The sequence below is a fragment of the Roseovarius aquimarinus genome (assembly GCF_043661195.1).
GTDB classification, from domain to species: domain Bacteria; phylum Pseudomonadota; class Alphaproteobacteria; order Rhodobacterales; family Rhodobacteraceae; genus Roseovarius; species Roseovarius aquimarinus.
Genome location: NZ_JBIHMM010000001.1, coordinates 1,361,601 through 1,373,559 on the forward strand (window position 1 = coordinate 1,361,601; position 11,959 = coordinate 1,373,559).

13 protein-coding genes and 1 tRNA gene are annotated in these 11,959 nt (G+C 68.6%); 3 read left to right on the plus strand and 11 right to left on the minus strand.

Annotation, left to right across the window (positions count from 1 at the left end; genetic code table 11):
* Positions 1-88 precede the first annotated feature (88 nt).
* The 9 genes from ACGRVM_RS06515 to ACGRVM_RS06555 form a co-directional block, all read right to left on the minus strand.
* A complete protein-coding gene (locus ACGRVM_RS06515; protein ID WP_377172838.1) occupies positions 89-1,009 on the minus strand; it encodes a lipid A-modifier LpxR family protein in 921 nt (306 codons plus the stop codon).
* 153 nt (positions 1,010-1,162) lie between these two features.
* Entirely contained in the window at positions 1,163-1,792 is a 630-nt protein-coding gene (locus ACGRVM_RS06520; RefSeq protein ID WP_377172837.1) for a GNAT family N-acetyltransferase, read from the minus strand.
* Entirely contained in the window at positions 1,771-2,163 is a 393-nt protein-coding gene (locus ACGRVM_RS06525) for a ketosteroid isomerase-related protein (protein ID WP_377172836.1), read from the minus strand. Before ACGRVM_RS06525 ends, ACGRVM_RS06520 begins: the two co-directional genes overlap by 22 nt.
* The gene (locus ACGRVM_RS06530) at positions 2,160-2,639 is read right to left on the minus strand and encodes an arsenate-mycothiol transferase ArsC (RefSeq protein ID WP_377172835.1); all 480 of its coding nucleotides are present in this window, start codon (positions 2,637-2,639) and stop codon (positions 2,160-2,162) included. The genes ACGRVM_RS06525 and ACGRVM_RS06530 overlap by 4 nt, the downstream gene beginning before the upstream one ends.
* Positions 2,640-2,642: 3 nt before the next feature.
* The gene (locus ACGRVM_RS06535) at positions 2,643-3,122 is read right to left on the minus strand and encodes a UPF0262 family protein (protein ID WP_377172834.1); all 480 of its coding nucleotides are present in this window, start codon (positions 3,120-3,122) and stop codon (positions 2,643-2,645) included.
* Positions 3,123-3,188: 66 nt separating this feature from the next.
* Entirely contained in the window at positions 3,189-4,490 is a 1,302-nt protein-coding gene (gene hisD / locus ACGRVM_RS06540) for a histidinol dehydrogenase (protein WP_377172833.1), read from the minus strand.
* A 42-nt stretch (positions 4,491-4,532) separates the two neighbouring features.
* On the minus strand, positions 4,533-5,003 hold the full coding sequence (locus ACGRVM_RS06545; RefSeq protein WP_377172832.1) for a DUF2948 family protein: 471 nt from the start codon (positions 5,001-5,003) through the stop codon (positions 4,533-4,535).
* Complete coding sequence (murA, locus tag ACGRVM_RS06550) at positions 5,000-6,268, minus strand: UDP-N-acetylglucosamine 1-carboxyvinyltransferase (RefSeq protein WP_377172831.1); 1,269 nt, start codon at positions 6,266-6,268, stop codon at positions 5,000-5,002. The genes ACGRVM_RS06545 and murA overlap by 4 nt, the downstream gene beginning before the upstream one ends.
* A 6-nt stretch (positions 6,269-6,274) precedes the next feature.
* On the minus strand, positions 6,275-6,451 hold the full coding sequence (locus tag ACGRVM_RS06555) for a hypothetical protein (protein WP_377172830.1): 177 nt from the start codon (positions 6,449-6,451) through the stop codon (positions 6,275-6,277).
* An 82-nt stretch (positions 6,452-6,533) separates the two neighbouring features.
* Between ACGRVM_RS06555 and ACGRVM_RS06560 the strand changes: the two genes are divergently transcribed.
* Positions 6,534-6,608, plus strand: a tRNA-Thr gene (locus ACGRVM_RS06560).
* On the opposite strand, the gene ACGRVM_RS06565 is transcribed toward ACGRVM_RS06560, so the two are convergent.
* Both ACGRVM_RS06565 and ACGRVM_RS06570 read right to left on the minus strand, forming a co-directional pair.
* On the minus strand, positions 6,598-6,843 hold the full coding sequence (locus tag ACGRVM_RS06565; RefSeq protein ID WP_377172829.1) for a hypothetical protein: 246 nt from the start codon (positions 6,841-6,843) through the stop codon (positions 6,598-6,600). The genes ACGRVM_RS06560 and ACGRVM_RS06565 overlap by 11 nt on opposite strands.
* Positions 6,844-6,869: 26 nt before the next feature.
* Positions 6,870-7,493 carry a TetR/AcrR family transcriptional regulator gene (locus ACGRVM_RS06570; RefSeq protein WP_377172828.1) on the minus strand — a complete coding sequence of 208 codons (624 nt, stop codon included), beginning with the start codon at positions 7,491-7,493 and terminating at the stop codon, positions 6,870-6,872.
* An 85-nt stretch (positions 7,494-7,578) separates the two neighbouring features.
* Here ACGRVM_RS06570 and ACGRVM_RS06575 point away from each other — a divergent pair, with 85 nt between their 5' ends.
* Both ACGRVM_RS06575 and ACGRVM_RS06580 read left to right on the plus strand, forming a co-directional pair.
* The gene (locus ACGRVM_RS06575) at positions 7,579-8,730 is read left to right on the plus strand and encodes an efflux RND transporter periplasmic adaptor subunit (RefSeq protein ID WP_377172827.1); all 1,152 of its coding nucleotides are present in this window, start codon (positions 7,579-7,581) and stop codon (positions 8,728-8,730) included.
* Complete coding sequence (locus tag ACGRVM_RS06580) at positions 8,718-11,837, plus strand: efflux RND transporter permease subunit (RefSeq protein ID WP_377172826.1); 3,120 nt, start codon at positions 8,718-8,720, stop codon at positions 11,835-11,837. The genes ACGRVM_RS06575 and ACGRVM_RS06580 overlap by 13 nt, the downstream gene beginning before the upstream one ends.
* Positions 11,838-11,959 lie beyond the last annotated feature (122 nt).

The following is an 11,959-nucleotide window of genomic DNA, read 5'->3' on the forward strand; positions in this document are numbered from 1 at the left end:
ACCTGTATTTCCTGCCTCGATCTTTTTTTATTAATACGAGGTTAGCGGCGGACGTTAATGTTGGGAAGGCCCGTCAAGGGAAACCTGCTCAGAATTCCAGGCGGAGTCGCACAGATCCCACAATCTGGCCATTTTCCTGCCCCTTGAACTCGCGGTCGAGCCAGGTCAGGCCATAGAATGCCTGGGTTCCCGAGGGGGCGGCGTAATGCATGCCCGCCCGCACGCGATTGCGCGCGTCGCTGAGGCGCAGGCCGCGATTTTCGGGCAGATAGACGCTGTCGTCCACATAGGCGGTATCGGCACCCAGAACAAAAGCATAGCCGGCCAGCCCGTTGTCCACGGTGCGATAGCGCTGGCCCGAGACCGGCTCGCGCAGGGCGAGGCCGCCATCGAGCACGCCGCCGATGGTGAGGTCCGCGCCGACCCGCACCAGCGTCTCGGCACCGGCGCGCGCTTCCATGAAGGGGCGCAGGTTGAGCGGGCCGATGCCCGTGGGGCGGCCCATCTCGAGGACGGCGGTCGGCTTGATATCGTCGCCGATCTGCGTGCGGCGCACCTGCGAGCCGAGCCCCTGCCCGCCGATATTGTCATGAAAGAAGTCCTGAAACCCGTCGAGGCCCGTTTGCGGGCCGACGAAGACGAGATCGCCGCCCACCGAAATCTCGGTCCCGCGCGTTTCGTAATGCGTGTGCAGGCCCAGCGCGATCGACCCGGCATAGGGCCGGTCCCCGGGCGCGGGCGCGTTCAAATCCTGTGGCGCGATGATCTGCGCGTTCAGCCGCAGCTCGAGAAGGCGGCCCGGCTCGCCGGGCAGCGCGCCGTCCCATTCAGGGCCCCAGACCCGGCTCGACGCGACCGAGCCGGTGCGCCAGCGGTCATGGCCGTCGCCGATGTAATCGTTCGTGATCAGTCGCCCATACCCGAGCTTGATGCGCCCCTCGGGCGAGGCCGGCCCGGCAAGGCCGAGCAGAAGGGCAAGGGAAAGGCTGGCGGCGGCGAGTGAACGCATGACGAAATCCTGGCTCTGTTTACCCCCCGGCCAATGCACCTAACGTGCCAATTGTGGCCAAGGCCAGTCCGGGAGGGGCAATTTCGGTGACATGACCGGATTTTAGCGCCGATAGGGGCTTTTCAGCACCGCATCGCCCCGCCGCGAGCCCATTCAGAAACGGCGCATCCAGAATTGCAGGTCGTGATCCGTTTCGGCCTCGGCGCCGATATCCTTCCACGCGATCCGCGCCGTGGCGCCCGGCACCGGCGCATAGCCGCGACCGCGCCAGAACTTGTCGAGCGGGCGGTAGGCCTCGGGCCGGCGGGGGTGATCCTCGGGACGGATGACGCTGCAAAAGACGCAGACATCGTGGCCGAGCGCGCGGGCATGGGCCTCGCGCGCATCGAAAAAGCGATGCCCGACGCCGCGCCCGCGATAGGCGGGCAAGAGGACGGACTCGGCGCAATAGAAGATGCGGCCCAAATCGAAGCCCATTTCTTCGAGCGCCGCGCCGAAGCCCGCCTCCTGCTCGCGCATCGGCGTGCCGGTCGCCGCACCTACGAGGTGCGTGCCGTCATAGGCCCCGACGAGGATCGCGCCGGGACTGTCGCGGTAGGTTTGCAGATAATCGCGCTCGTAGGCGGCATCGCCCTCGTAGAGATAGGGGAAGGCGCGAAAGATCTCGATACGCAGACGCGCCACGTCATCCAGGGCCGCGTCGAGCGCCGCGCCGGTGAGGCGGCGCAGCGCGAGCGGCGCGCCGGTCCCGCCCTGCCCGTTCACGAGACCTGATTGCGCCAATCGGCGAGGTTGTAATAGGTCGTGATGCGCGTGATCAGCCCGTCCTCGAGCGTGAAGAACGAGCCGGCGGGCAGCCGGTAGGTCTGGCCGTCCGCCTCGGGCAGGCCGTCATCGGTCTTGAGATAGGTGCCGTTCACCACGTATTCCGCCGCCGCGCGCTTGCGATCCTCGGTGATGAAGAGGGTCATGTCGGTCAGCTCCTCGCGGTAGCATTCCTCCATATGTTCGCAGAAGTCGCGGAACATGTCCTTGCCGTGACGCACACCGCCCTCGTTGACGTGATGGGCGATATCCGGCGACAGGCACGAGAGCATGCCTTCGATATCGCCGATGTTGAACGAGTCGAAATAGTGCCTGATGGTCTCGATCATGTCTCGTCTCCCGAAGCTGCGCCGGTGCGGGGATCGCCCCAGCGATCGATCATATGCGCCAGTATCTGGTCGCGCGATTGGCGGTATGCGGCCATCTTGGCCTCGCGCGTCTCGCCGAGGCCCGTGGGGTCCATGATCGGCCAATAGAGCACGTCGAGATGATAGATGCGCGTGAGGTCCAGCGCGCGGCGCTGGCTGGCCGGGCTGAGCGCGATCACCAGATCGAACGATCCCAGATCATCCCCCCATTGCTCCATCTCGTCGAAGCTGCGCACGCGGTGGCGCGACAGCTCGGCCCCGATTTCCTCGCAGACGGCGATGGAGAAGCCGTCGATATCCTGATCGGACTTGACCCCGGCGGATTGCACATAGGTGCCGGTGCCGTAGAGCTTTTTCATGATGGCTTCCGCCATCGGCGAGCGCACCGCGTTGTAGTCGCAGCAGAACAGCACCGATTGGGGGAGCTCTTCCACCATGCGTTATCCGCCGAAATGGAGCACGCAGATCAGCGTGAAGAGGCGCCGCGCGGTGTCGCTGTCGATATCGGCCTTGCCGTCGAGCCGCTCCTCGAGGATTCGCGCACCCTCGTTGTGGATGCCGCGCCGGGCCATGTCGATCGTCTCGATCTGGCTGGGCGGCATGTTCTTGACCGCGTCGAAATAGCTCTCGCAGATCGCGTAGTAATCCTTGACCACCTGCCGGAACGGGCTGAGCGACAGGTGAAATTCCGCCGCCGGGGCCTCGTCTTCGGCGCGCACTGTGAACACCAGACGCTTGTCGCGGATCGAAAGGCCCACGCGATAGGGGCCTTCGGGAACCTCGCGCCCCTCGCGGCTGGGCAGCCGGAAGGTGTTGTCCTCCATCAGATCGAACATGGCGACCTTGCGCTCCTGCTCGATCTCGGGCGTGGGCGCAGGCAGGTTCGCGTCATCGAGTTCGATATGGCTGATGCGGCTCATGGGCGGTCTTTCGCACGGATTTTCGTGGCCCCAGCAGTAGCGCGCGGGGGCGAAGGGGGCAATGGGCTAGCCGTTCAGCTTGTCGAGGCGGGCGCGCACCGACAGGCCATGCGCCTCGAGGCTCTCGGACTGCGCCAGCGTCTCGGCGGCGGGGCCGACGGCGCGCAATGCGCCGGGCGTCATGCGCGCCAGCGTGGTGCGCTTGAGGAAGTCGAGCACTCCCAACCCCGACGAGAACCGCGCCGAGCGCGCGGTGGGCAGGACGTGGTTCGGCCCGCCCACATAGTCGCCGATCGCCTCGGGCGTCCATTGGCCGAGGAAGATAGCGCCCGCATGGGTGATCTGCGCGCTGAGCGCGTCCACATCGGCCACGCAAAGCTCGAGATGCTCGGGCGCGATACGGTTCGACAGCTTCGCCGCGACGTCGAGATCGGGCACCGTGACGATGGCCCCGAAATCCCGCCAGCTCGCACCCGCGACCGCGCGCCGCTCGAGCGTCTGAAGGCGCGCGTCGATGGCGTCGGCCACGCGGCGACCGAAATCCGCGTCCGTGGTGATGAGAATGGACTGCGCACTCTCGTCATGTTCGGCCTGGCTCAGCATGTCGAGCGCGATCCAGTCGGGATCGTTGTCGCCATCCGCGATCACGAGGATTTCCGACGGGCCCGCGATCATGTCGATGCCGACCTTGCCGAAGACGCGCCGCTTGGCGGCGGCGACATAGGCATTGCCGGGTCCGGTGATCTTGTCCACGGGGGCGACGGTCTCGGTTCCGTAGGCGAGCGCGGCCACCGCCTGCGCGCCGCCGATGCGGTAGATCTCGTCGACGCCCGCGATCCGCGCGGCGGCCAGAACGGCGGGGTTTAGCGCGCCGCCCGGCGTCGGCACGACCATCGCAAGGCGCCCCACGCCCGCCACCTTGGCCGGGATCGCGTTCATCAGCACCGAGCTGGGATAGGTCGCGATGCCGCCCGGCACGTAGAGTCCCGCCGCGTCCACCGGCGTCCAGCGCCAGCCGAGCGTCGCGCCCGCCGCGTCGGTCCAGCTTGCATCCTCGGGCATCTGGCGCTCGTGATAGGCGCGGATGCGGTCCGCCGCCAGCTCGAGCGCGCGGCGCACCTCGGGCGAGACCTGCGCCGCGGCCGCCTCCACCTCCTCGGCGCCGAGGCGCATCGTGGCGGGCGTGAGCGTGATCCGGTCGAACCGCTCGGTCAGTTCGATCACCGCCGCATCGCCCCGGCGGCGCACATCCGCGATGATGCCCGCGACGGCGTCGTCCACATCCGGGCTGTCCTCGCGCTTGGCGTTCAGAAGGGCGTCGAACTCGGCCTCGAAATCGGGGCTGGCATGGTCGATGAAACGGGGCATGAAATGGTCCTGTGCGGCGAAGAGGAGGAGCGGGGCCGGGCCTCAGTCGGGATGATGCGGCGCCTTGCCCGAAGGGGCCACATAGGGCCGCGTCACATCCTTCAAGGTCACGTCCAGCGCCTCGACCTCGAGCCGGATCGCGCCGTCGCCCGCAAGGGTCAGCAGCACATTGCCCGCCGCGTCCTCGCCCGGCTCGAAGGTGATCGTCAGCAGCGACAGGATGACGTCCGGATCGCTTCGGTCGATGCCCTGGCTGGCCACGCCCATCACGTTGTCCACCACGAGCAGAGATTGCACCCGCTCGGGCGCATGACGGCCGGCGCCGGTATCTTCCCAGCGGAAGCGGTTGAGCAGCAGCGCGAAGCGGCGCGCGCCCTTTTGCCACTTCATTTCGGTGATGGGAAAGATCGCATCCTGCGCCAGCCCGGAGATGACCGTCAGATCATCGAGATCGAAGGCCCCCAAGTTGAGCGCCGCCTCCGCCGCGTCCTCGAACCGTGCATCTTCGGTCATCGGCCCGTCACCCGCTCGATCCTGGCGCCCACGGCGCTCAGCTTGTCCTCGACATGCTCATAGCCGCGATCGAGATGATAGACCCGGTTCACGATCGTCTCGCCCTCGGCGGCCAGCCCGGCGAGGATCAGCGACACCGACGCGCGCAGATCGGTCGCCATCACGGGCGCGCCCTTGAGGCGGCTCACGCCCTCGACGGTCGCGGTGCCGCCATGCACGTCGATCCGGGCGCCCATGCGGACGAGCTCGGGCGCATGCATGAAGCGGTTCTCGAAGATGTTCTCTTCCAACACCGATTTGCCCTTGGCGATGCACATGAGCGCCATGAACTGCGCCTGAAGATCGGTGGGAAAGCCGGGGAAAGGCTCGGTCGCGACGTCGACGGCGCGGATGTCGCCCTCACCGCGCGCCACGCTCAGGCCCTTGTCGGTCTCGGTCACGGTCATGCCCGCGGCCTCGAGCTTGTCGCAGAAGGCGGCCAGAAGGTCGCGCCGCCCGCCGAGACAGGTCACCTCGCCACCGCAGATCGCGGGGGCGAGCATGTAGGTCCCCAACTCGATCCGGTCGGTGACGACGGGATGGGTCGCGCCGTGCAGACGCTCGACGCCCTCGATGGTGATCGTGCTTGTGCCGTCCCCTTCGATCTGCGCGCCCATGCGGCGCAGGCAGGTGGCGAGGTCCACGATCTCCGGCTCGCGCGCCGCGTTCTTCAGCACGGTCGTGCCCTTGGCCAGCGTCGCCGCCATCAGCGCGTTCTCCGTCGCGCCGACAGAGACGAGCGGGAATTCGTAAGTGCCGCCCTTCAGACCGCCCGGCGCGGTCGCGTGCACATAGCCCTCGCGCAGGTCGAGCTCGGCGCCCATCGCCTCGAGCGCGCGCAGGTGCAGATCCACTGGCCGCGCCCCGATCGCACAGCCGCCCGGCAGCGACACCTCGGCGCGCCCGAACCGCGCCAGAAGCGGCCCCAGAACGAGGATGGACGCGCGCATCTTGCGCACGATGTCGTATTCGGCGCGCTGGCTCGTGAGCGCGTGGGACGACATGGCGATCACCTGCCCGCCCTGAAGCGTCGAGACCTCGGCCCCGAGCGAGCCCAGAAGCTGCGACATGGTGCGGATGTCGCTGAGGCGCGGCGCGTTGGTCAGCGTCAGCGGCTCATCGCTCAGAAGCGTCGCCGGCATCAGCGTCAGGCACGCGTTCTTGGCCCCCGCGATGGGAATCTCTCCCTTGAGCGGGCCGTTCCCCGTGACGATAATGCTGTCCATCTGCCCCTAGCCTTCCTGCTCGCCGCCCTTGCCGGGCGCGCTGTCCTTGCCTGCCTTGCCTCCGCCGCGCACCCGCGCCTGAGCCTTGCGCCGCGCGAGGTTCGCCTTGAGCGCCTGCTTGAGCCGCTCCTCACGGATGCGGGCCGCGCTCTGCTGCTTTTCGGAGGTATCCTTGCCGCTCATGCATCGTCTTTACATGAGCTGTCCGGGCGGGTCCAGATTAGGGTTGCAAGGCCCGCAAGAAGCGTCTAATCAGCGCCCGATTGCTGTGGTAGCTCAGTGGCAGAGCACACCCTTGGTAAGGGTGAGGTCGAGAGTTCAATCCTCTCTCACAGCACCATCCCACCCCATTGAAATTGTTCTTGACGATGAGTCCCGTGTTCGATCGAATCCGGATTGATACGCCTGAACTGATCTCGGTGAGGCCGATCCGGTCGACGCTGGTCTGAAATCACGAAACGGGCGGGGATCGAGCTGAGATGCCACGCGCCGCCATTTTCGCCGACTTCGCGGCTTGCCTTCGGAAGCGCTTTTTCAGCCAGTGGCCCTATTGAAATTCTTGCCTCCAGCGTCACTAAACCAGCCCTACCCCGCGCCGCCTCTAGCGCGGGTCGGGCGGCAGCATCGCGTCGCCGACGGTGCGCAGGAGCGCCGCCTCGTCGATGCTGGACATATCGCGCGGCAGCTTGGAGTCGAGGCAGAGGAAACTGTGCCCGTGCACGAAGCACCAAAGCGCATAGGCCCGCAGCTTGGCCTCGGGATCGCTCGGCGCGAGGCCGAGATGGTCTGCGACGACTTGCTCGACGATGGCGCAGGTCTCGTCGCCCGCGCGGGTCAGCTCGGCATCGTCCTCGTGGCCTTCGGTGAGGCCGAACATGGTGCGGAAAATTCCCGGCTCGGTGCGGGCGAAATCGACATAGGACTGCCCGAGCGCGGCGATCCGGCGCGGATCGCGGGCCGGATAGGCTTCGGCGGTGGCCTGCATGGCGCGGCGCATGCGGTCCATCGCCAGAAGCACGACCCCGCGCAGGATGTCGCTCCGGTCCGCGAAATGCTTGTAGGGCGCGGCGCTGCTGACCCCGGCAAGGCGGCAGGCCTCGGCGACGGAAAAGGCGTCGGCACCATGCCGCTCGATCAGCACGCGCACGGCCTCGAGAAGCTGCTCGCGCAGATCGCCGTGATGATATTTCTTCTTGCCCTGCATCGCCGGTCTCGCCTCGGACATTTTCGCGCCTCGCAGATTTTCCTTGCCAAAGTTAGCGTCGCTTACATATGTAAGCAATGCTAACTTTGAAAGGGCCGTCGTTCCGATGCCGTCATCATTTTCCAAAACGCTGCGCCCCGTCGCCAAAGTGTCGGGCCGGGTCCTCCTGACCGGCATCGTGCTCTGCGTGGCCGCCGCCTTGCTCATCGGCGGGCGCGGCCTGCTGGCAGCGCGGGCCGAAGCGGTGGAGACGCCCGACGCCGCTCCGGCGAGCCCCGTCGCGGTGGCACGGATCGTGATGGAGGACGGCCACGAGATCATGCGGCGCTTTTCGGGGCAAATCGAAGCACGGCAGCGCACGGGACTCTCCTTCGAGCAGGCGGGCACGATCGCGGAGGTTCTGGTGCGCGAGGGCGAGGCCGTGACGGCAGGTCAGGTGGTCGCGCGGCTCGACACGAGGCTGCCCGAGGCCGAGCGCGACCGGCTGCTCGCGATGCGCGAGAGCATGGCCGCGCAGGTCGAACTGGCGCGCCGCACGAACGAGCGTCAGGCCGAACTGCGCACGCGCGGCTTCGCCAGCGATCAGCGGGTGGACGATACCGGGCTTACGCTGGCGCGGCTCGAGGCCGAGCGCACAAGCATCGACGCGGCGCTCGCCGCGAACGAGATCGTGCTGGCGAAGGCCGAACTGCGCGCGCCTTTCGCCGGCACGATCCTGACCCGCACGCTCGACGCGGGCGCCATCGCGGCGCCCGGCGCGCCCGTGGTCACCCTGACCGAGGCGGCGCCGCCGCGCTTTCATGTCGGGCTCGATCCCGCGCTCGCGGCGCGGCTCGCGCCGGGGCAGAAGGCCGTCATCGATGTCTCGGGGTCACGCCTCGGCGGCGTGCTCGCGGGGCTTGCCCCCTCGCTCGATCCGGTGACACGCAGCCGCATGGCCTTTTTCGAGATCGAAGCGGGCGACATGCCGCCCGATGGCAGCACAGGCGAGCTTCTCATCGCCGAGCGCGTGGCCGACGCCGGAGCATGGGTTCCGCTCTCGGCGCTGCGGCAGGGGCCGAAGGGCACCTGGTCGCTCCTGACCGTCCGCGACGGGACGGTCGGCATCGAGGCCGCCGAGATCCTCCATCTCGACGCGGATCGCGCCTATGTTCAGGGCACGTTCGAGGATGGCGCCGTGTATCTGCCGACCGGCACGCACCGCGTCGTGCCCGGCCAGGCGGTCACGGCGGAAGAGAGCACCGCATGGGCACGCTGACCTTCCGCCGCCCCCGGCTCGTCGCGCTCTTCCTCCTGGTGGTGCTGTCGGCAGGGGCCTCGGCGCTCCTGGCCATCGGGCGGCAGGAAGATCCGACCATCACCAACACGTTCGCCACCGTCACCACCGCCTATCCCGGCGCGGATCCTGCCCGCGTCGAAAGCCTCGTCACCGCCGAGATCGAAGAGGCGCTGCGCGAGGTGGCCGAGGTCGACGTGCTGCAATCCACGAGCGCGACAGGCATCTCGATCGTGCAGATCGAATTGCAGGAGACCTTGCCGGATGACGCGATCGAGCAGGTCTGGTCCGAGCTGCGCGACAAGCTGGGCGATGTGGAGGCGGGTTTTCCGCCCGGCGTGGGCGCGCCGGCGCTCGATGCGGACGGGGTCAATACCTATGGCGCCATCGTCGCGCTGACCGCGCGCCATGACGGCGTGCCCATGACGCTGGCCGCGCGCTACGGCTCGGCCCTTGCGGACCGGCTGCGCAGCGTGCCCGGCACCAAGGTGGCCGAGCGTTTCGGCCAGCCCGAGGAAGAGATCACCGTGACGCTGGACCGCGCGCGGGCGGCGGGGCTGGGCCTCACGGCGGACGAGGTGGCGCAGGCGGTTCGCGGCGCCGATGCCAAGGTGAGCGCGGGCCGTGTGACCGGGGGCGGCGACGATCTGGTGCTGGAGGTCTCGGGCGAGATCGAAACGCTGGACCGTCTTCGCGGCATCCTTTTGCGCGAGGGCGCCGAGGGCGCGGCGCTGCGGCTCGCGGATGTGGCGACGGTGACGCGCGGGCCGCGCGCGCCCGTCTCCGAGGCCGCGCTGCATGGCGGGCGCCCGGCGATCCTCGTCGCCGCCGCGCTCGAGGACGGCCTTCAGGTCGATATCTGGGCCGAGAGCATCCGGGCCGAGCTCGCCGCCTTCGCGCCGCTCCTGCCGGGCGGGCTCGAGATGGAGCTCGTCTTCGATCAATCCACCTACACGGCCGACCGGCTGGCGGAAGTCGGCACCAACATGGCCATCGGGATCGCGCTGGTTCTGGCGGTGCTGCTGCTGACGCTGGGCCTACGCGCCGCGCTGATCGTGGCGACGGTGCTGCCGGTCGTGTCGCTGGCGACGTTCTTCACCATGAACCTCATCGGGCTGCCCATCCACCAGATGTCGGTGACCGGCCTCATCGTGGCGCTGGGGCTGCTGGTCGATGCGGGGATCGTCATGACAGACGAGGTGGGGAGGCGGATACGCGAGGGCGCGGAGCGGCTCGCCGCCGTGGGCGCTTCGGTGTCGCGCCTCACCATGCCGCTCTTCGCCTCGACGGCGACGACCGCGCTCGGCTTCACGCCCATGATCCTGCTGCCCGGCCCGGCGGGCGATTTCGTCGGCTCCATCGCCATCGCCGTGGTCATCATGCTCGGCTGGTCCTTCGTGGTGGCGGTCACAATCACCCCCGCGCTCGCGGGCTGGGTGATGCCCGCCGGCGCCCGCTCGGGCTGGCTGGCGAGCGGTCTGCCCTCGGGCGCGGCGGGGCGGGCCTTCGCGGCGAGCCTGCGCCTTTCGGCGCGCAATCCGCTGCGCTCCATCGCCTTCGCCCTCGTGCTGCCGGTCCTCGGCTTCCTGTCGATGCCGCTCCTCACGGCGCAATTCTTTCCGGGTGTCGACCGCGATCAGTTCACCGTCGAGATCGACCTGCCGGACGGCACCGGCATCGAGCGCACGCGCGAGACGGTCGCGCGGCTCGACGCCGCCTTGCGCGGGACGGAAGGGATCGAGAGCGTGAGCTGGACCATCGGACGCTCGGCGCCTGCCTTCTATTACAATATCATCGGCGGGCGCGAGGCGGCGCCGGGCCATGCGCATGCGCTGATCCGCACCGCCTCGGCCGAGGCGACGGAGGCGATCCTGCCCGTGCTGCAACGCGACCTGCCGGCAACAGCGCCGGAGGCGCAGGTGCTGGTGCGCGGCCTCGTGCAGGGTCCGCCCGTGGGCGCGCCGGTCGAGCTGCGGCTCGTCGGCGACGATCTGGGCGCGCTGCGCACGGCGGGCGAAGAGCTTCGCCGCATCATGGACGCGGCGCCGATGGTGACGCTGGCGCGCGCCACGATCACGGCGGGCGCGCCCAAGCTGGGCGTCGAGGTGGACGAGGCGCGCGCGCAGCTTGTCGGCCTCGCGCCGGGCGATATCGCGCGCCAGCTCGAGACCGCGCTCGTCGGCACGACGGGCGGTAGCATGATCGAAAGCTCGGAGGAGTTGCCCGTGCGCATCCGGCTCGGGGACGATCTGCGCGCCGACCCCGCCGCGATCCGCGACATGCCCCTCATCGTGCCGGGCGCCACGGGCTTTCCCGCGACGCCCCTGTCGGCGGTGGCCGATGTCCGCCTCATCCCGGGCGAAGGCGCGATCACCCGGCGGAACGCCGAGCGCGCGAACACGGTTCAGGCCTTCCTTCAGCGTAGCGTGCTGCCCGAGGAGGCGCTGACGGATATCCGCGCGCGCATCGACGCGGCGGGGTTCGAGCTGCCGCAGGGCGTGCGGCTCGAGATCGGCGGCGATTCGGATGCGCGCGCCTCGACGCTCAACAACCTGTTGGCCTCGCTCGGGCTGATCGTGACGCTCTCGATCGCGGTGATCGTGCTCACGTTCCGTAGCTTCCGCCTCGCGGGCGTCGCGCTGGTCGTCTCGGGGCTGTCGGCGGGCCTGTCGATGCTGGCGCTCGCGATCTTCGCCTATCCTTTCGGGATCAATGCGATCATCGGCCTCATCGGCTCGATCGGGGTGTCGATCAACGCGGCGATCATCATCATGACGGCCTTGCAAGAGGACGAGGCCGCGGCGACGGGCGATCCCGATGCGATGACCGATGTCGTCATGGCCTCGTCGCGCCATATCGTCTCGACCACGATCACCACGGTGGGCGGCTTCTTGCCCCTCATCCTCGCCGGGGGTGGCTTCTGGCCGCCCTTCGCGATGGCCATCGCGGGCGGTGTCGCGCTCTCGACCGTGGTCAGCTTCTACTTCACGCCGCCCGCCTTCCGGCTGGTCTATGCCCGGCGGCAGAAACCATCGGCGGGCGCGGGCGACAAGGACGCACGCGCGGGCCTGGCGCTGGCGGCGGAATAGAACGCCGCCAGCTTTTCCGCAGTTTTCAACGCCGGTTTGATCTCGCGCAACTTCGGCGCCGCCCCTGCGCGCTATTGAGTGGCAACCGAAGCGCCATCCGCGAAGGGCGGCGCATGGGGGTT

What these genes read in the sequence shown, in the direction of transcription:
- ACGRVM_RS06515 (WP_377172838.1), bottom strand. Translation starts at nt 1,009, where the DNA reads ATGCGTTCACTCGCCGCCGCCAGCCTTTCCCTTGCCCTTCTGCTCGGC.
- ACGRVM_RS06525 (WP_377172836.1), bottom strand. Translation starts at nt 2,163, where the DNA reads ATGATCGAGACCATCAGGCACTATTTCGACTCGTTCAACATCGGCGAT.
- ACGRVM_RS06530 (WP_377172835.1), bottom strand. Translation starts at nt 2,639, where the DNA reads ATGGTGGAAGAGCTCCCCCAATCGGTGCTGTTCTGCTGCGACTACAAC.
- ACGRVM_RS06535 (WP_377172834.1), bottom strand. Translation starts at nt 3,122, where the DNA reads ATGAGCCGCATCAGCCATATCGAACTCGATGACGCGAACCTGCCTGCG.
- hisD (WP_377172833.1), bottom strand. Translation starts at nt 4,490, where the DNA reads ATGCCCCGTTTCATCGACCATGCCAGCCCCGATTTCGAGGCCGAGTTC.
- ACGRVM_RS06545 (WP_377172832.1), bottom strand. Translation starts at nt 5,003, where the DNA reads ATGACCGAAGATGCACGGTTCGAGGACGCGGCGGAGGCGGCGCTCAAC.
- murA (WP_377172831.1), bottom strand. Translation starts at nt 6,268, where the DNA reads ATGGACAGCATTATCGTCACGGGGAACGGCCCGCTCAAGGGAGAGATT.
- ACGRVM_RS06555 (WP_377172830.1), bottom strand. Translation starts at nt 6,451, where the DNA reads ATGAGCGGCAAGGATACCTCCGAAAAGCAGCAGAGCGCGGCCCGCATC.
- ACGRVM_RS06570 (WP_377172828.1), bottom strand. Translation starts at nt 7,493, where the DNA reads ATGTCCGAGGCGAGACCGGCGATGCAGGGCAAGAAGAAATATCATCAC.
- ACGRVM_RS06575 (WP_377172827.1), top strand. Translation starts at nt 7,579, where the DNA reads ATGCCGTCATCATTTTCCAAAACGCTGCGCCCCGTCGCCAAAGTGTCG.
- ACGRVM_RS06580 (WP_377172826.1), top strand. Translation starts at nt 8,718, where the DNA reads ATGGGCACGCTGACCTTCCGCCGCCCCCGGCTCGTCGCGCTCTTCCTC.